Origin of the sequence: Streptomyces sp. NBC_01210, from assembly GCF_036010325.1 — a bacterium.
Taxonomy (GTDB): domain Bacteria; phylum Actinomycetota; class Actinomycetes; order Streptomycetales; family Streptomycetaceae; genus Streptomyces.
This window is the reverse complement of sequence record NZ_CP108549.1, coordinates 4,717,156-4,735,829: the sequence shown is the minus strand read 5'-3', so window position 1 is coordinate 4,735,829 and position 18,674 is coordinate 4,717,156. Positions and strand designations below refer to the sequence as shown.

Here is an 18,674-nt window from a genome sequence, read left to right as displayed (position 1 = left end):
CACGCAGTACGGCGGGGCGTCTTCACCGACAGCGACATCGCTGAGCAACTCTCGTGCGATGCAGCCGAGGCCGTGCGCATTCGTACCGTACTGACCCAGATGAGACTGCTGATCTCCCCCGGCACGGACCAGCCGCCGGTCCCCGCGAACCCGGAGGTGGCCGAAGCCGAACTCTCCGCCCATCTGGAGGCCGGCATCAGCGAGCGCCGCGAGCAACTCGCCCAGATCCACCGGCAGATGCGGTCGATCGCCCCGATCTACGTCAAGTACCGGCAGCTGCATCAGACCGCACCCACCGTGCGGCTGGTCGAGGACCCGGCGGAAGTGCGACGCGAACTGGCCGCCGCCACCCGCAGCTGCACCAGTGAGGCGTTCACCATTCAGCCCGGTGGTGGACGCAGCCCCGAGGCGCTCAACGAGGCCGTCGCCCGTGACACGGCGATGCTGGAACGGGGCGTGACCATGCGGATCCTCTACCAGCACACCGCACGGGCCAACCTGGCCACCCGTACCTACACCCGCAAGGTCACCGACCTGGGGGCCGAGGTGCGCACGGCCGAGGAGATCTACGAGCGGTTGATCATCTTCGACCGGTCGACGGCCTTCGTTCCCCAGGAGCGGGTGGGCGGTCGCCCGCCGGGGGCCGCGATAGTGACGGATGAGACCACCGTCGGCCATTTATGGCGTATGCACGACAAGATGTGGCTCTCCGCCAGTCCCTACGACCCGCGCGATGTCGAATACACCAGTACCTCGGAAGAGATCAAGACGTCCATACTGCGGCTCATGGCGACCGGGCTCAAGGACGACGTCATCGCCCGCAAGCTGGGCATGGCGACCCGCACCTGCCGCCGCTACATGGCCGGCATCATGGATGAACTCGGCGCCACCAGCCGTTTCCAGGCCGGGGTGCGGGCCGCGGCGCAAGGCCTGGTCAAGCCGGAACCCAGCCCGCAGATGGACGGCGGGGCCGCCGACTCCAACTGATCCGGACCCGCCTTCCTCCCGAAACGAGCGGGTGGCCGCCGGCGAAACCGGCGGCCACACGTGTCTTCAGACCTCGGCGGTCAGATCTCGGCGCTCAGCACTCATGGCAGCAACAGCAGCTTCCCGATGGTGGCGCGGTCCTCCAGCAGACGGTGTGCCTCCGCCGCCCGCTCCAGCGGCAGCTCCCGCGAGACCAGCGGCCGGATCGCGCCCGTCGCGAGCAGGGCGAAGACCTGCGCCGCGCGGGCCCGCAGCGCGTCGCTGTCCGGCACATGGTCGCCGAGCGTCGGCCGCGTCACATACAGAGATCCGCCGGAGCGCAGCAGCCCCGTGTCGAGCGGGGGTACCGGCCCGCTGGACGCCCCGCACAGCACGAGCATCCCGCGCCGCCCCAGCGCACGCAGACTGTCCTCGAACGTGGCCGCGCCCACGGAGTCGTAGACGACCTGCGCGCCCGCGCCACCGGTGAGCTCGCGCACCCGCTCGCCGAAGCCCTCGTAGCGCAGGGCGTGCCGGGCTCCCGACTCCAGGGCCGCTTTCTCCTTCTCCGCACCGGACACCACCGCGATCACCGTCGCACCGCGGTGCGCCGCCAGCTGCACCAGCAGTCGGCCGAGGCCGCCCGCGGCGGCCAGCACCACGACCGTCTCGCCCGCGCCGACCGGGTGGGTGTCATGGGTCAGATAGTGGGCGGCCAGGCCCTGCAGCAGCACGGCGGCGGCATCGCGCGCCGCAACCCCGTCGGGCACCGGGACCAGTTTGCCCGCGGGCACCGCCGCGGTCCGGGCGTAGGCGCCGCGGTGGGTCGCGTACGCCACGGTGTCGCCCGGCGCGAAGCCGGTGACACCCTCGCCGGTCTCCATGACCGTGCCGGCGGCCTCCTGCCCGGGGATGAAAGGGAGTTCGCTGGGGTAACTGCCGTCGCGGTAGTACACGTCGATGAAGTTGACGCCCACCGCGTCGTTGCGCACCAGGACCTGGCCGGGCTCAGGGACGGGCGGCGCCGGCTCCTCGGGCACGAGCTGCTCGGGTCCTCCCGGCCGGTGTACTCGGACGGCTTTCATGGGGTCCTCCCAAGGACTTGTCTCGCTGCTTCGCTCCGGTATTCCCGGAAGTCTCACCGAACAACAGCGGAAAGTAGTTGATGTCACCGGTGAGTTCGGCCAGCAGCGAGCCGATCGCGGGCGCCGTGCCCGGACCGGCTCGCAGTTGCTCGCGATGGCGTCGCAGGCTGCGTCCGGAGAGCGGCAGCCGGCCGGCCGAGAGGTAGCGGATCGCTCCCGAGGCGTCCCGTCGGGGAATCACCTCGGACCGGGCGTGCTTGCTGGCGCTGAAGGGGATGTCCAGCCGGCCGTCGGCGAAGGCTTCGATCACCGCGGCCTTCGTGTCGGGCCGTTCGAGGACGGGCTCCACAATCTCCGCCACCTCCGCCAGGATCCAGCCCAGTTCCTCGGCAGTCTCCTCCTCGTTCGGCGCGACAAAGCCGAGCAGCGGAGAATTGGCGCGCTGGGCCAGCCGGATGCCTGCCGCGTTCGCCGCGGCGTCCGGGATGCCGTACGCCTCCTGGTAGGTCTTGGTGAGCAGTTTGGACGCGCCCCCGAGCCTGGCGACCAGCGCCCCGTAGAGGATCAGGTCCTCGGCGTTGCCCCGCTCCTTGGGGAAAACTCCCATGAACTCATGGAGTACGGCGTGGACGTCCACGCCGTCGGGCAGATAGCGCTCGGCCAGCAGCGGAATCGCCCGCAGCGCGGCGACGTCCTGGGCGAGCTGTCCGCCCTGGGGGTACGCCATCGAGATGCACCGCACCCCGGCCCGCGCGGCGAACACTGCCTCGAGCACGCTGATGGCGAGACTGACGGAGGGCGGCACCAGCACCGCGGTGAGGGTGCCGAACAGCTCCCGGTCGACGACGACCCCGAGCTCCGCGAGATCGCCGCAGCGCCGGTCCACCACATCCCAGGCGGCGAGCGAATCGGCGAGCGGGACGTCCTTGGAGTAGGGCAGGTTGTACGAGATGCCACCGCCCTCGAACGAGGTGATGCCGGCGGCCACCGCCACCTCGAACATCAGCCGCGCGTCGGGGGAACCGTGCCGGATCTGCAGGGGCGGAGCCACCGACTCGTTGAGCTCCCGGCCGCGCTGCCAGCCGTGTGCCACCAGCGGATAACCGTTGAGTTCGCGCGGGCTGAGATGGGCGAGCCGGCGGGCCCGCTCGAAGTTGCCCAGCCGGGTGTGGGAGTCGATGGTGATGGTGAGCAGATCGGGGGCGCCCTCCGCGGCCAGCTCCGTCAGCAGCTCGCGCATGGCGTCGTGCCCGCCGACCCCGCAGCGGGGCTGCACCGCCAGGCGGCCGGACGCCCGAGCCCGGGACAGTACGTCGGCTGCGGACTCCTTGCCCACCGACCGGATGTAGCCGACCGACTCCGCGAGGGGCGGCAGCCGCGCTCCGTCGGTCATGACGCGGCGCGCGACCGGGCGGCTGCGTCGGCGGCAGACCTTCGCTCGTCGCGCAACCGGTCGAGTACGTCGGGGAGTTCGGAGGGGTCATCGAGGATGTAGTCCACCCCGAGCGCGTACAGCCTGTCCAGCGCGGCGGTCTCCTTGTGGCTGCCCACCGAGAGGTTCCCGCCGAGCACGACCGGGCAGGCGATGGCGCCGGACTTCTTGGCCGCCGGCAAGTCCCGCAGATCCTCCTGAGCATGACCGTTGAGACTGCCGATGATCACCGCCTCGGCCTCCGGGTGCTCGGCGCAGGCGGCCGCGAACTCACTCACGGGGGTGCAGGTACCCAGGTTGATCACCTGGAAGCCGATGCTGCGCAGGGAGTGGGCGATGAGATGGTTGGCCACGGCGTGCGCGTCACTGGCGGCGACGCCGAGGATGACCGACCGTCGCTCCTGGTTCTGATCGTGCTGGTGCACCGGCTGCTCCGTCATGGTGATCCGTTCCTGATGGCTGATGCCGGCCCGTCAGTCGTCGAACGCGGCGAAAAGTTCCCGCTTGCTCACCGAGGCGATGCGCCCGGCGTCGTACTCCTCCGGGTCCGCCACGGCGATCGAGTCGAAGACCCTGTTGATGGCCGGGACGAGCCCCCAGACGTGCTCGTACGCGGGCCATCCGTGGTGCCCCGTCTCCAGGTCGCGCTGCCGGGCGAAGAGGTAGTCGTGCCATTCCCTGCTCGCCGGATACCGGTGGTGGTAGTCGTGCACGACGGTGTCACCGGTGAGCACCAGGTAGCGGGCAGGGGCGTGCACGAAGAGCATCCGCACCGTCCACCGGCACCACGCGCCGGCCCCCTGCCGCGCGGGTGCGGCCTCGCCGATGAATATGGCGTTGGTCAGGCTCGCGAAGTACTCCCGGCCACGCCGCACTTCGGTGCCGACCGGGGGGAAGGTGTGCTTCACGCAGAGCCGCAGGATGTTGCTCATCTGGAACAGCGGAATCAGCGGCACGCACCACACGACCAGGAAGGCGGGCCAGGTGCCCGTGACGGCGGTGGCGACGGTCAGGCCTCCGTACAGCACTCCCGCCGTGGCCTTCTCGGCCGACGCCGAGGCGCTCCAGAAGGACCGCGCCCGTGCCACCGCGAACTGGAGGTGGAAGAGCGGCGAGAACATCCTGCCCAGCACCCGCCGCCACATCGCCTGCCGCGTCATCCCCGGCGTCAGGCCCAGGCTGATCAGGAAGGCCTGCACGGTGGGGTCGCGGAGCGTCATGTGGTGCGCGGCGTGGTGGTCGGCCACATGCTCGCGGCTGTAGCGCTCGAAGTTCTGGATCACCAGCACGGAGGAGACGGCCCGGCCGATGACAAGGTCGGCGGTGCGGCGGCGGTACATATTGCGGTGCGAACACTGATGGAAGATCATCATGCGTAGATTGCGCATACCGTGCAGCGTGACGGCCCAGCCGGCCGGCAGCAGGAGCAGCCACCAGCCCGCCAGCGTCCAGGCCGCGGCGGAGAGGGCGGCACCGGCCGCCATCGCCCCCGCGGCGGCGATCAGGTGGTAGCTGGGAGTCCACCCGGGCGATTTCTGGCCGATAATTGGTTTTCCAGTGAACAATGTCAGCCGGTGCTGCAGAAATCCGGGCAGGACCCGCATCGTTTCCCGGGGGTCCATTCCCCCGTGGTTCTCGTCGGCTCGCTCCGACCGTGGTGACTCGGCCGCCATCCTGCCCCTCTCGGAGTTTCCGTCACACGGCCCGGGCCGGAATTCCCCCCGCCCGGGCCGATGGATCACTCACGCCGAAACCTCAGGTGTTTCAGTCCCACCCTGTGTCATCGGTGAATCCGCCGGAATGCGGAACAGGAACGTCCCATCCCGTATCAGCGACAACACCCCCGGAAACCGGACGCGCACTGCCCCATACGGTGCCGCCACCTGCGGCCGAGGCTGCAGCGCCACCGCCTGTGATCAGCACACTCGTGAATGCCGCGATCGCGGCCAGGTGAATACGACCTGACATGCGTTTCCCCCATCAATTGACCGCCTGCCGACAGCGGCGAATTGCAATTGGCCCAAATACTGTCACCAATGGGCAGGGCGGGGCGCGGGAATGTGATGTCCACAAAGAGACAGGCCAGAAGTGGACTTGGACAGAACGGGCGGGCCAACGCCGCGCGGTCCCCAGTCCCGCAGGCCGCTGATCACCGTGCCGCCCCCGTTCCAGGCCCGGGGGGCCACCGCACGGAAGTCGGCTTGGGCAACAGCACCACCGGACATCGCCCAAAGGCCACCGGACACAGCGAAACGGTCCGGATCATGATCCGGACCGTTTCGTCTGCACTATCGGGCAAAACTCCCCACCGATCTACGTTTCCGCAGGTCAGAGGGGGTTTTCAAGATGTGGAGCCTAGGGGAGTCGAACCCCTGACATCTGCCATGCAAAGACAGCGCTCTACCAACTGAGCTAAGGCCCCGGATGGGTGGGCACGACCGAGGACAACGTCCTCGGCCACCGCCGCAGACCAGAGTACCGGGTCACCCCCGGGATTCTGCAAAAGGATTGGGACTCCCGGTCGGCGACCACTCTCCGTAGGATGCTCGACGTGGTTCGCAGCAGCGAAGCCCGCTTGGGGAAGCGATGGGGAGACGCGATGGACGCAGCTCAGCAGGAAACGACCGCAAGAGCCAGAGAGCTGCAGCGCAGCTGGTACGGAGAGCCTCTGGGGGCGCTCTTCCGCCGGCTCATCGATGATCTGGGTCTGAACCAGGCCCGGCTCGCGGCGGTGCTCGGTCTTTCGGCTCCGATGCTCTCCCAGCTGATGAGCGGCCAGCGCGCCAAGATCGGCAATCCCGCGGTGGTCCAACGGGTCCAGGCGCTGCAGGACTTGGCGAGTCAGGTCGCCGACGGCAGTGTCAGCGCGGTCGAGGCCACCGACCGGATGGAAGAGGTCAAGAAGTCGCAGGGCGGCTCCGTTCTGACCGGCACCAGCCAGAGCACCAGCAGCTCGGGTGCGCCGACGGTGCGCCGTGTCGTACGCGAGATCCAGTCGCTGCTGCGGTCGGTGGCGGCCGCGGGCGACATCATCGATGCGGCGGACTCCCTCGCACCGAGCCACCCGGAACTGGCAGAGTTCCTCCGAGTGTACGGCGCGGGTCGCACCGCCGACGCGGTCGCCCACTACGAGTCGCACCAGAGCTGACCGAGGCGGAAGGCCTCACGAGGGAACGGGGAGCGGGCGCAGCGCAATGGGTGAGGTCTTCGCTGGTCGGTATGAACTGATCGACCCGATCGGACGCGGTGGTGTCGGCGCGGTCTGGCGTGCCTGGGACCACCGGCGCCGACGCTATGTGGCAGCCAAGGTGCTGCAGCAGAGCGATGCGCACACGCTGCTGCGCTTCGTCCGCGAGCAGGCCCTGCGGATCGATCACCCGCATGTCCTCGCCCCGGCCAGCTGGGCCGCGGACGACGACAAGGTGCTGTTCACCATGGATCTGGTGAGCGGCGGATCGCTGGCGCACGTCATCGGCGACTACGGACCGCTGCCGCCCCGCTTTGTCTGCACCCTGCTCGATCAGCTGCTGTCCGGACTGGCCGCGGTGCATGCGGAGGGGGTCGTGCACCGCGACATCAAGCCGGCCAACATCCTGCTCGAGGCGACCGGAACCGGGCGGCCGCATCTACGGCTGTCCGATTTCGGGATCTCCATGCGCAAGGGCGAGCCGCGCCTCACCGAGACCAACTATGTGGTGGGCACGCCCGGCTATCTCGCGCCCGAGCAGATGCTCGGTGCGGAGCCGGACTTCACGGCCGATCTCTTTGCGGTCGGTCTGGTCGCGCTCTATCTCCTCCAGGGCCAGAAGCCCGACTCCAGGGCTCTGGTCGAGCACTTCGCCAACAACGGCACCCCGGGCGCTCCCCAAGGCATCCCGGAGCCGCTGTGGCAGGTACTGGCCGGTCTGCTGCAGCCCGATCCGCAGGTCAGGTTCCGTACCGCCACGGGAGCTCGCAAGGCGCTCACGGCCGCCGTCGAGATGCTTCCGGACGCCGGCGCCGACGAAGAGCCGGTCGAGGTCTTCGACCAGATCGGGCCGCTTCCCGCCGGATTCGGCCCCACCGGCCCCGCAACGACCCCCCAGGCAGGCCAGGCAGGCCGGACAGGCCAGCGGGCCGCTGAGGCGCCCGTACAACAGTCCGCCCAGGCTCCCGTACAGCAGCCGCTCCCGCCGTCGGAGACGGGAAGCTTCCATCTGGCTCCACCACCCCAGCAGCCGCCCGCACAACTCCCGTACACGGCACAGCCGTCCACGCCTCCCCCCATGCCTGCGGCTGCGGAACCAACGCCGACCCCCACGCCCACACCCGTACCGGTGCACAGAGCCTCCCCCCTTCACACTCCGGCGCTCGAACATCCCGCGCAGTCCCCGACCGCGCAGACCGCCCCGACTGCCCCGGTGCGGTACGAACAAGCTCTTACTCGTGCTTACACCGCTCAGAGCCCGCAGGTTCCGCTCTCGCACGCACCAATTCCGCAGGCGGCCCACAAGCGACCGGGACCGCCCCCGAAGGTTGCGGTCCCGGTGCTGGTCATTGCGCTGCTCTGTTTCGCGGTCGGCATCTGGGCGCTGACCCAGGCCTGAACGATCGGGCCTGAACTACCAGGCGGAGGGCGGTCCGTACTGCCCCGGCGCCTGGCCGGGTGCCTGGTCCTGACCCTGCCCCGGCGTCTGCCCGTACATCGACACCTGCCCGGGTAGCTGTCCAGGCATCTGCCCCTGCGCCGACGACTGAACCGACGACTGAGCCGACGACTGAGCGGATGCCGCCGGCACCGCAGCCGTCCGCCGCCGCGCGAGCAGCGTCCACGCCCCGAGCCCCAGCACGAGCACGGTCCCCGCGCCGATCCCCGCAGCAGCGACCAGCTTCATCGTGTCGCTCTTCGCCGCCTCGGGAGCGCTCTTCCCGCTGTCCGCCGCCTCCTGGTCGTCCTGGGTGACCTCGAAGTCCCCGGCCCGCTCCGCGTACGCCGGGGCGTGCCCTGCCTCGCCCTCGATGTTCACCCGCAGAGTCAGCGGAATCGCCTTGTTGCCGTACTCCTCGGCGATCTTCGGATTGAGCGTGACCGACAGGTAGTACCAGCCGGCGAAGCGCATGGCACTGGTGGCGCTGTCGGTGGCGTACCGGTTCTCGTACGCCACCGGAGGCAACGGCTCCAGCGCGACCGACTTCTGCTTGCCGTCGTAGTACACGTTCCCGTTGTTCTGCACGTACCCGCGGGCCGGGTTGTGCAAGGACAGCACAAAGGCCTGGCTGACGCTCTGCGCACTGTCGGCCGTCGTGCTCGTACCGAGGTCGGCGCTGGCGAAGATCTGCTGTCCCCAGTTCACCGGCACCCGGTAGAAGAGCGTCTGGCCCGGGGTGATCTCGTCCTGCCACTCGCCCTGCTTCAGGCTGGTGGCGTCGGTGAAACTCGTTCCGCCGGGACGCTTCTCCGGGCCGCCTGCGGGTGCCGCCGGCGATGCGGAGGGCCAGGTCTCGGGCGGTGCGGTGGGAGCGGCCTTCTTCAGCCCCGGTTCGGAGGCGAAACGTATTTCGACGTCCCATGCCTCGGGCGTGGAGGTCGCGTCGCTGGTCCGCTCCAGAAGGACGTAGTACGTGCCGGCCTCCCGGCAGTTGCTGGTCTCCTTGTCGATCGTCCGGTCCGCGTACGCGGCGACCGGCCGGGCGTACTCTGCGGAGCCGAACTGGGCGTAGTTGTCACTGCACTTGGCGCCCGAGCGGTCCTCGATGCTCACCGTGAGCTTGTCGGAGTACGCGACCTTCGTGGCCAGTTTCGGGACGGCCGCCGCAGAGATGTACGCGTTGGTCGTGCCGTCCAGATCGATGCGGTAATAGCGCTTCTCGCGGGGCTTGATCGTGTCCTTGTAGGTCGATCCGGCCTTCAGGGGCGGCCCGGCGGTGTTGGACGCCGTGCCCTGGACGGGCTTCGCCGCGCTGTCGAAGGTGTACGGATTCGGCTCGTCGGCCGCCCACGACTGCCCGGGCAGCGCCGCCACCGCGCACATCGCCGCCATGCAGGCCAGCGTCGCCCGGCCTCTGCCGCGCTGCCTCTTCACGCGCTCCTCCTTGTTGTGTCCGTGCCTGTGTCCGTGCGTGCGGCCGTGGCCGTGGCCGTGTGTGTGACCGCATCGGCGGCCGTACCCGTGGCCGACCTGCGCCGTACCAGTACGAGTACCAGGATCGCGATCAGGATGACCGCGCCGCCTGCCGCCGCCGCGGCCGCAGTGCCGGTCCATCCTGCCCCGGCGGCCCCTTCGCTGTCTGCGCGGGCGGCCGAATCACCCTGCTTGTCCGTGTCCCTCGCCAGGGCGGGAGCGTCGTGCTGCGGCCCTGCCAGTTCGTCGCCCAGTACCGCCACCCGTACCACCACGCCGATGTGCGGGTTCTCAGCGATTTCGGCCGCCTTCGCACCCAGCGTGACGGCGATGTAGAAGCCGCCCCGGGTGTGCACCGGGACGACGTTCGGGCTCGACTCGTGGCGGTTGGTCCAGGCAACCGGCACGGTGCCCATCTCCAACGCCATGGGCCGGCCGTTGTAGATGCTCTGCGGGCTGAACTCCCCGGTGCCGCCGCCGACCGGCGCCCGGTCCGGCGTGAAGACCTGCGTGGCTCCGTAGGACCACACCGAGGAAGAGCCCTCCACGGTCGGCTCGTTGGCGAACTCCACGTCGTACCGCAGCTGCTGCCCCCAGCCGACCGGGACCTTGTACCAGAGCGTCTGCGACGGCAGGACCTTGTCCCGCCACACGCCTTGTCCGAGCTTCTTGGCGTCGTTGAAGCCGGTGCCGCCCGTCACGTCCCGCGGGTTCCCGGTCGGCAGCAGGGCGTTCTTGTCGCCCTCTCCGTACTCCGGCTGCGACTGAGCGGGCGTCACATCCTTGGCCAGCGGCTTCTCCACCCCGTACGTCAGCTCCAGCGGCCACCGCGCGGCGTCCGAGCCCTTCTTGCTCTCCCGCTCGACGACCAGCCAGTACCGCCCCGCCTTGTCACAGCCATCCGTGCCCTTCTCGCTCCGGATCCGGGCGACCGCCGAGGTGAGCGGGGTCGCGCCCTCCTTCTGGAAGAAGCGCTCGGTGCTGGTCCCGCAGGAACTGTCAGTGCCGTACGCGATGCTGGTACGCAGGACGTCGAAGGTGTCGACCGCCGCCCCGGGCTGCGGCACCGCTGTCGCCGAGAAGTCCACAGTCGATTCGGCATCCAGGTCGACCGCGTAATAGCGCTGCTCGCCGGGTCCGATGGTGTCCAGATACTGCCCCGGTACGAGAGCGGGCGCCGCGTCCCGCTTCAGCGCGCCCTCGACCGGCTTGCCGCGGAAGCGGTAACCGTCCGCGGACAGCTGTGCGGAGCGCTGCAGCTGGCGGGCGAGGGCCTTGGCGTCGGGCGCGTCGTAGTAGCGGCCGTTGCCCGCCTTCGCGATGCACTCCAGCTGCTGCCGTGCCGCGCCCCGCACCTGGAAGCCGACGGTGTCGATGCGCAGGCCGACACCGTCCTTGGAGAGCTGCTCGGCGACCTCGCAAGGCTGCGGGGAGCCGCAGTTGTCCTCGCCGTCGGAGACCAGCAGGATCGTGCGCGTCCCGATCGCACCGTCCGCGGGCCTCGGCAGGTCCTGGGCGGCCTTCTGCAATGACAGTCCGATGGGCGTGTCGCCCTTGGGCCGTACGGCGCCCACGGCCTGCTTCATGGCCGCCCGGTCCAGTGGCCGTACGGGCCGCGCCAGCCGGGTGTCGGTGCAGCCCTTGGGCCGATCGGCGCCGTAGACCCGCAGGCCGGTGGGAAAGCCGTCCGGAAGAGCGTCCACGACGGTTCCGACCGCCGTGCGGGCGGATTCCATCCGGGTCCGGCCGGTGCCGTCGTCGTCGGCCATGGAGCCGGAGGAGTCGAGCACCATCACCAGGCCGCTCTTCCCATCCGGTGCTTCGGCCCGCTCCGCCTGCCCGGGCTGCTCCGCCTGCTGCGCCTGCCCGGGCTGCTCCGTCTGCCCGGCCGCGCTTGCGGCAGACAGCGGCCCGGCCGCCAGTGCGAGCAGCACCGCGCCGATCGTTGCCCCCGTCGCCCGGCAACCCAGTCGTGCCTTCACTCGTGTCCCCTCCCCGAAACCCAAAGTTTGCTCTTGCAATCTAGTGATTTGCTGAAGTGAACTCAAGAGGGGCATTGTCACGGTCCCGCAACGGCACCGGCCCCCGGGCCCGGGCAACACGAAGCCCCGGCCGCTTCAGCGACCGGGGCTCCATGATTCAAGACTGCTGCGTCTCACACACCCGAACCTGCGGGCACGGAGTCGGTCGCCTCCGTCCACAGATCCTGCTCGGCGCGATCCGCCTGGATCTGGCGGTACACGAGGAGCCCGCCGATGGCGGCCAGTGCGACCAGGAGAAGCTTCTTCACCGCGCGACCTCGTCTTTCCTTGACGTATGAGGACTTCTGGCGCCCGACTATACACACCGACCGATACCGATCGGTGACCTGCGTACGCGCCAACTCCGGTCTCGGACAAAGCGATCGGCCCGGACGGAGAATCCCCGTCCGGGCCGAATCACAACTGTGGGGCTAACAGGATTTGAACCTGTGGCCTCATCCTTATCAGGGATGCGCTCTAACCAACTGAGCTATAGCCCCGCCGCGCTCTGCGCTGACCTCTGAAGATTAGCGCACGTGCCTGGCAGCGCCAAAATCGGTTACTCGTCCTCCGCCAGCGTGAGCTCGACACCGCCCACGAAACCGGCGGACAGGTTGTAGATGAACGCCCCGAGCGTCGCCAGCGCTGTGGCCAGCACCACATCGATCACCGCGATGACCGAGGTGAAGACCAGCACCCGCGGCAGCGACAGGAACGACTGAAGATCGAAGCCATTGCTCTCGTTCGAGCCGGTGGCCTCGCTGATCGTCCCGCCGACCGTGGAGAAGACGCCCATGGCGTCCATGACCATCCACAGCACCGCGGCCGCGATCACTGTGCAGATGCCCAGTGCGATGGAGAGCAGGAAACTGACCTTCATCACCGACCACGGGTCGGCCTTGGCCACCCGCAGCCGCGCCTTGCGGGTACGCGGCGTCGTACGCGCCCCGGTCCGCGGCCGGCGCACAGCGGTGCCCGCCTGCTGCCCGCCCTGCATCTGCCCCACGCCCTGCGGCGAGGGATACGCCTGAGGCGGGTGGTACGGCTGCGCCGGCTGCTCGCCGCCGTGCGTCTCGTACGGGGGCTGAGGCCCCCGGGTGTCCGTCACCGTAACTCCCTGGGAGTCCGCGGCAGGGCCACGGGCACCGTTCGCTCCGGAAGCGGCCGATCCGGCGCCCGTGGCTCCACTCACGCTTTACTCCTCGTGCTCCCCGGCCGAGGGCTGAGCGCCCTCGACTGCCGCCTCGGCCGTCTCGATGTCGGCCCCTTCGACCTCTTCGGTCCCTTCGACCTCTTCGGTCCCTTCGACCTCTGCGGCCGCTTCGACCTCTTCGGCCTCGCGACCGGCCTCGGCGTTACGAGCGATACCGACCACGGCATCGCGCTTGCCCAGGTTGATCAGTTGGACGCCCATGGTGTCACGGCCCGTCTCCCTGACTTCATTGACTCGCGTACGAATCACACCGCCGCCGAGCGTGATGGCGAGGATCTCATCCGTCTCCTCGACCACCAGCGCACCCACGAGCGACCCGCGGTCCTCCACGATCTTGGCGGCCTTGATACCGAGGCCGCCACGACCCTGGACGCGGTATTCGTCGACAGCGGTCCGCTTCGCGTACCCGCCGTCGGTGGCAGTGAACACGAACGTACCCGGCCGGACAACATTCATCGAGAGGAGCTCGTCTCCCTCACGGAAACTCATCCCCTTCACACCCGATGTCGCACGCCCCATCGGACGCAGCGCATCGTCCGTTGCGGTGAACCGGATCGACTGCGCCTTCTTGCTGATGAGCAGCAGATCATCCGACGCCGACACCAGCTCCGCGCCGATCAGCTCGTCGTCGCTGCCGTCCTCCGTCTCCCGGAGGTTGATCGCGATGACACCACCCGAACGGGGCGAGTCGTAGTCCTTCAGCGACGTCTTCTTCACCAGACCGCCCTTGGTGGCGAGCACCAGATAGGGCGCGGCATCGTAGTCGCGGATCGCCAGGATCTCGGCGATCTGCTCGTCCGGCTGGAAGGCCAGCAGGTTGGCGACGTGCTGGCCGCGCGCGTCCCGGCCGGCATCCGGCAGCTCGTACGCCTTGGCACGGTAGACCCGGCCCTTGTTGGTGAAGAACAGCAGCCAGTGGTGCGTCGTCGAGACGAAGAAGTGGTCGACGATGTCGTCTTCCTTCAGCTTCGTACCGCGTACGCCCTTGCCGCCGCGCTTCTGCGAGCGGTAGTCGTCCGTCTTCGTACGCTTCACATAGCCGCCACGCGTGATGGTGACGACGATGTCCTCCTCGGCGATCAGGTCCTCGATGGACATGTCACCGTCGAAGGGCACGAGCTTGGAGCGCCGGTCGTCGCCGAACTTCTCGACGAGGACGTTCAGTTCCTCGCTGACGATCTGCCGCTGCTTCTCGGGCGAGGCCAGGATCGCGTTGTACTCGTTGATCTTGGCCTGCAGCTCGTCGTGCTCGGCGACGATCTTCTGCCGCTCCAGGGCTGCCAGTCGGCGCAGCTGCATCTCGAGGATGGCGTTGGCCTGGATCTCGTCGATCTGCAGCAGGCCCATCAGGCCCTCGCGCGCGATCTCGACCGTGTCACTGCGCCGGATCAGCGCGATGACCTCGTCGATCGCGTCCAGCGCCTTGAGCAGACCGCGCAGGATGTGCGCCCGCTCCTCCGCCTTGCGCAGGCGGAACTTCGTACGCCGGACGATGACCTCGATCTGGTGGTGCACCCAGTGGCGGATGAAGGCGTCCAGCGACAGCGTGCGCGGCACACCGTCGACCAGCGCCAGCATGTTCGCGCCGAAGTTCGTCTGCAGATCGGTGTGCTTGTAGAGGTTGTTCAGCACGACCTTGGCGACCGCGTCCCGCTTCAGCACGATGACCAGGCGCTGGCCCGTACGGGAAGAGGTCTCGTCGCGGACGTCCGCGATGCCGCCGATCTTGCCGTCCTTCACCAGGTCGGCGATCTTCTGCGCGAGATTGTCCGGGTTGGTCTGGTACGGAAGCTCCGTGACCACCAGGCACTGGCGGTTCTGGATCTCCTCGACCTCGACGACCGCGCGCATCGTGATGGAGCCACGGCCGGTGCGGTACGCCTCCTCGATGCCCTTGCGGCCCACGACCAGCGCGCCGGACGGGAAGTCCGGGCCCTTGATCCGCTCGATGAGTGCGTCGAGCAGCTCCTCGTGGGTGGCGTCAGGGTTCTCCAGCGCCCACTGGGCGCCCGCCGCGACCTCACGCAGATTGTGCGGCGGAATGTTGGTGGCCATACCGACCGCGATACCGGCCGACCCGTTGACCAGCAGATTCGGGAACCGGGCCGGCAGAACCGTCGGCTCCTGATTGCGGCCGTCGTAGTTGTCCTGGAAGTCGACGGTCTCCTCGTCGATGTCCCGGAGCATCTCCATCGACAGCGGCATCAGCTTGCACTCGGTGTACCGCATGGCGGCGGCCGGGTCGTTGCCCGGAGAGCCGAAGTTGCCGTTGGAGTCCACCAGCGGCATCCGCATCGACCACGGCTGGGCCAGCCGGACCAGGGCGTCGTAGATCGAGGAGTCGCCGTGCGGGTGGTACGTACCCATGACGTCGCCGACGACGCGGGCGCACTTGTAAAAGCCCTTCTCGGGCCGGTATCCGCCGTCGTACATCGCGTAGAGCACACGACGGTGGACGGGCTTGAGTCCGTCCCGTACGTCGGGCAGCGCACGCGAGACGATGACGGACATCGCGTAGTCGAGATACGAGCGCTGCATCTCCGTCTCGAGCCCGACGGGCTCGATCCGCAGCCCCTGCTCTTCTTCTTCAGTGGTGGCGGGAGTGTTCTCGTCGGCCATTGCTGGTCAAGATCCTTTCGAAGCGGTCAGCTGAGACCGACTCAGATGTCGAGGAAGCGGACGTCCTTGGCATTGCGCTGAATGAACGAGCGCCGCGCCTCGACGTCCTCGCCCATCAGCACGGAGAACAGGTCGTCGGCCTGCGCCGCGTCGTCCAGGGTGACCTGGCCGAGCACGCGGTGGTCCACGTCCATCGTGGTGATGCGCAGCTCCTCGGCGTTCATCTCGCCGAGACCCTTGAAGCGCTGGATCGAGTCTTCCTTGATCCGCTTGCCGTTCTGCTTGCCGAGTTCGACGAGCGCGTCGCGCTCACGGTCCGAGTACGCGTACTCGAAGTCGTCCCGGCCCCACTTGATCTTGTAGAGCGGCGGGCGCGAGAGATACACGTGCCCGGCCTCGACCAGCGGCCGCATAAAGCGGAACAGGAAGGTCAGCAGCAGGGTGTTGATGTGCTGACCGTCGACGTCGGCGTCCGCCATCAGAATGATCTTGTGATAGCGGAGCTTCTCGATGTCGAAGTCCTCGTGGACTCCCGTACCGAAGGCCGAGATCAGCGCCTGGACCTCGGTGTTCTGAAGGATCTTGTCGATCCGGGCCTTCTCGACGTTCAGGATCTTGCCTCGGATCGGCAGGATCGCCTGGTACATCGGGTTACGGCCGGACTTCGCCGAACCACCGGCGGAGTCACCCTCGACGATGAAGATCTCGCACTTCGTCGGGTCGTTCGACTGGCAGTCACTCAGCTTGCCCGGCAGCGAAGCCGACTCCAGCAGGCCCTTGCGACGGGTCAGGTCGCGCGCCTTACGGGCCGCGACACGCGCCGTCTGCGCCTGGAGGGACTTGCGGATGATGTCCGCGGCCTCGTTGGGATTGCGGTCGAACCAGTCGGTGAGGTGCTCGTGCACGATCTTCTGGACGAACGTCTTCGCCTCGGTGTTGCCCAGCTTGGTCTTGGTCTGACCCTCGAACTGCGGCTCGCCCAGTTTGACCGAGATGATCGCGGTAAGACCCTCGCGGATGTCCTCGCCGGAGAGGTTGTCGTCCTTCTCGCGCAGCAGCTTCTTGTCACGCGCGTACCGGTTGACCAGACCCGTGAGCGCGGCCCGGAAGCCCTCTTCGTGCGTACCGCCCTCGTGGGTGTGGATCGTGTTCGCGAAGGAGTACACACCCTCGGTGTACTGGGAGTTCCACTGCATGGCGATCTCGACAGAGAGCAGCCGCTCCTTGTCCTCCGCCTCGATGTCGATGACAGTCGGGTGGATCAGCTCGCCCTTGCGGGAGTTCAGGTACTTCACGAAGTCGACGATGCCGCCCTCGTAGTAGTACCTGACCGTCCTGGCGGGCGGCTCCTCGTCCGGCTCCTCAGGGGCGTCCGCTCCCGCGGTGGCCTTGGCCGACTCGCGCTCGTCGGTCAGCGTCAGGGACAGGCCCTTGTTGAGAAAGGCCATCTCCTGGAAACGGCGGGAGAGCGTCTCGAAGGAGTACTCGGTCGTCTCGAAGACGTCCGCGTCGGCCCAGAAGGTGACCGTGGTGCCGGTCTCGTCGGTGGGCTCGTTCCTCTGGAGGGGAGCGGTGGGGACGCCGAGCTTGTAGTCCTGCGTCCAGCGATAGCCGTCGCTCTTGACCTCGACGGAGAGCTTGGACGACAGGGCGTTGACGACCGATACGCCGACGCCGTGCAGACCGCCGGAGACGGCGTAGCCGCCGCCACCGAACTTACCGCCGGCGTGCAGAACGGTCAGCACGACCTCGACGGCCGGCTTGCCCTCGGACGGGACGATGCCCACCGGGATACCGCGGCCGTTGTCGACCACGCGTACGCCACCGTCGGCAAGGATCGTGACGTCGATGGTGTCCGCGTGCCCTGCGAGGGCCTCGTCGACGGAGTTGTCGACGACCTCTTGCACAAGGTGGTGAAGTCCACGCTCACCGGTCGAGCCGATGTACATGCCGGGGCGCTTGCGGACCGCGTCCAGACCCTCGAGGACGGTGATCGCGCTGGCGTCGTACGAGGCTTTGACCTCGCCGTTGCCGCCGGCAGGAGTGGACGGAATGTTCTCGTTGGGGTTGCCGGAATCGGCCACGAAGCGCCCTTTCTGGCACAGCACAAGCCGTTCTCCGGGCAAGCGGGAGCGGCTGCGTCGTTCGACATGTTCCGCGAGTGGGCGGGATTGTCCACCAGTCTACCGGTACCGCCGACCCGAATGGGGGTTTGCCGGTAGCTGAGTCCGCATGTGCCGCCCTGAACCATGTCGGTCCGACTCCCCATATCCGGGAAGGGGCTTCAGGAGGCTCACACGGGCATTGAGCGCTTCGGCCTGTCAACCTCCCACTACGGTGAGGGACACCTCACATGCCTCGCTCGGTTTCCCCCGGCTCGTCCTGCCCAGGGGACACGGCGGCGTTTGACGGCGAGGGTGCCCGGGCGGGCGGAGCGAGGTCGAGCTCGACGCGCAGGGGGCACCGCGGGCCGCTGTCGCGGGAAGCTGCCGCGACGGGTGCGAGGCCCGATCCGCGGGGCGGGGGAGCCTGGCGCATGGAGGCAACGCGCGCTGCTGCCGCGAGGGGCACGGGGAGGATCCCGACACCGGGCGGGGGTGGGGCACGAGTCCGGCGCAGGGCAGTACGGCGGGCTGCCACGGCGCGAAGCTGCACACGGGGCCTGGGGCGGGACTCTCCACACCGGGCGAGGGAGCCCGACGGAAGGGGGGCACGGTGCCGCGGGCTGCCGGCGCGGCGGCCCGGGCCCGGGGCGGACTCGCGACACCGGATGGGAGCGGCCCATGAGCCCATCGCAGGGGCAGGAGAGTCCGCTGCCGCGGGAAGCCGCGGGGCGAAGCTGCCGCGCGAAGCCGCCGAAACGGGCGCAGAGCAGCCCCCGACACCGGGCGTGGGCGGAGCAGGACCCATCGCAGGGGGGTGCTGCCGCGCGGAGGCGCCGCACGAAGCCGACGCGAAGGGCGCGGGGCGGATCCCGGCACCGGACGGGGCACGGAGCCGAGCCATACGCGCGGGCGGCGCACGGACCCCGGCGCAGAGGGGGACGGCAGGGCTGCTGCGGCGCGAAGCTGCCGCGACGGGGTGCGGGGGCCTACCCGCGACACCGGGCGCTACCGCGGATCGAAGCAGAAGCAGCAGGGCGCAGTCGCCCCACCTGCCACTCACCGCATCTCGGCGCGAAGCTGCCGAAAAGCGGGCCCGGGGCGCGGCCCCCGGTTTCGGGGACGGGCGGGTAAC

The 18,674-nt window shown here is 68.8% G+C and carries 13 protein-coding genes and 2 tRNA genes; 3 read left to right on the top strand and 12 right to left on the bottom strand.

The annotated features are described in order from the left end of the window. The first annotated feature begins 99 nt into the window (after positions 1-99). The gene (locus OG735_RS21460; protein WP_327324792.1) at positions 100-987 is read left to right on the top strand and encodes a helix-turn-helix transcriptional regulator; all 888 of its coding nucleotides are present in this window, start codon (positions 100-102) and stop codon (positions 985-987) included. 101 nt (positions 988-1,088) lie between these two features. Here the strand turns inward: OG735_RS21460 and OG735_RS21455 are convergent, their stop codons facing one another. The 5 genes from OG735_RS21455 to OG735_RS21435 form a co-directional block, all read right to left on the bottom strand. Beyond that, on the bottom strand, positions 1,089-2,006 hold the full coding sequence (locus OG735_RS21455; protein ID WP_327324791.1) for a quinone oxidoreductase family protein: 918 nt from the start codon (positions 2,004-2,006) through the stop codon (positions 1,089-1,091). Then, positions 1,975-3,444 (bottom strand): methylaspartate mutase, encoded by a 1,470-nt coding sequence (locus tag OG735_RS21450; protein ID WP_327324790.1) that lies wholly within the window; start codon positions 3,442-3,444, stop codon positions 1,975-1,977. The genes OG735_RS21455 and OG735_RS21450 overlap by 32 nt, the downstream gene beginning before the upstream one ends. Next, a complete protein-coding gene (locus tag OG735_RS21445; protein WP_327324789.1) occupies positions 3,441-3,923 on the bottom strand; it encodes a cobalamin-dependent protein in 483 nt (160 codons plus the stop codon). Before OG735_RS21445 ends, OG735_RS21450 begins: the two co-directional genes overlap by 4 nt. Before the next feature lie 33 nt (positions 3,924-3,956). Further along, positions 3,957-5,105 (bottom strand): stearoyl-CoA 9-desaturase, encoded by a 1,149-nt coding sequence (locus OG735_RS21440; protein ID WP_327324788.1) that lies wholly within the window; start codon positions 5,103-5,105, stop codon positions 3,957-3,959. 727 nt (positions 5,106-5,832) lie between these two features. After that, positions 5,833-5,905 (bottom strand) — tRNA-Ala (locus OG735_RS21435). 177 nt (positions 5,906-6,082) lie between these two features. On the opposite strand from OG735_RS21435, the gene OG735_RS21430 reads away from it, so the two are divergent. Then, on the top strand, positions 6,083-6,631 hold the full coding sequence (locus tag OG735_RS21430; protein WP_327324787.1) for a helix-turn-helix domain-containing protein: 549 nt from the start codon (positions 6,083-6,085) through the stop codon (positions 6,629-6,631). A 46-nt stretch (positions 6,632-6,677) separates the two neighbouring features. Next, entirely contained in the window at positions 6,678-8,069 is a 1,392-nt protein-coding gene (locus tag OG735_RS21425) for a protein kinase domain-containing protein (RefSeq protein ID WP_327324786.1), read from the top strand. A 15-nt stretch (positions 8,070-8,084) separates the two neighbouring features. Here OG735_RS21425 and OG735_RS21420 read toward each other — a convergent pair whose 3' ends face one another. From OG735_RS21420 to gyrB, 7 genes are all read right to left on the bottom strand, one after another. Then, positions 8,085-9,545 carry a hypothetical protein gene (locus OG735_RS21420; protein ID WP_327324785.1) on the bottom strand — a complete coding sequence of 487 codons (1,461 nt, stop codon included), beginning with the start codon at positions 9,543-9,545 and terminating at the stop codon, positions 8,085-8,087. Beyond that, positions 9,542-11,566, bottom strand: a complete 2,025-nt coding sequence (locus OG735_RS21415; RefSeq protein ID WP_327324784.1) for a vWA domain-containing protein — start codon at positions 11,564-11,566, stop codon at positions 9,542-9,544. The genes OG735_RS21420 and OG735_RS21415 overlap by 4 nt, the downstream gene beginning before the upstream one ends. Before the next feature lie 173 nt (positions 11,567-11,739). Then, positions 11,740-11,874 carry a DLW-39 family protein gene (locus OG735_RS21410; protein WP_003958712.1) on the bottom strand — a complete coding sequence of 45 codons (135 nt, stop codon included), beginning with the start codon at positions 11,872-11,874 and terminating at the stop codon, positions 11,740-11,742. Positions 11,875-12,031: 157 nt separating this feature from the next. Further along, positions 12,032-12,105, bottom strand: a tRNA-Ile gene (locus OG735_RS21405). Positions 12,106-12,164: 59 nt separating this feature from the next. Continuing rightward, positions 12,165-12,713, bottom strand: a complete 549-nt coding sequence (locus tag OG735_RS21400) for a DUF3566 domain-containing protein (RefSeq protein ID WP_327324783.1) — start codon at positions 12,711-12,713, stop codon at positions 12,165-12,167. Between the two features lie 87 nt (positions 12,714-12,800). Further along, on the bottom strand, positions 12,801-15,437 hold the full coding sequence (gene gyrA / locus OG735_RS21395) for a DNA gyrase subunit A (protein ID WP_327324782.1): 2,637 nt from the start codon (positions 15,435-15,437) through the stop codon (positions 12,801-12,803). 41 nt (positions 15,438-15,478) lie between these two features. Beyond that, positions 15,479-17,545: a DNA topoisomerase (ATP-hydrolyzing) subunit B gene (gene gyrB / locus OG735_RS21390; protein ID WP_327324781.1), complete on the bottom strand. Its 2,067-nt coding sequence runs from the start codon at positions 17,543-17,545 to the stop codon at positions 15,479-15,481. Between the last annotated feature and the right edge of the window lie 1,129 nt (positions 17,546-18,674).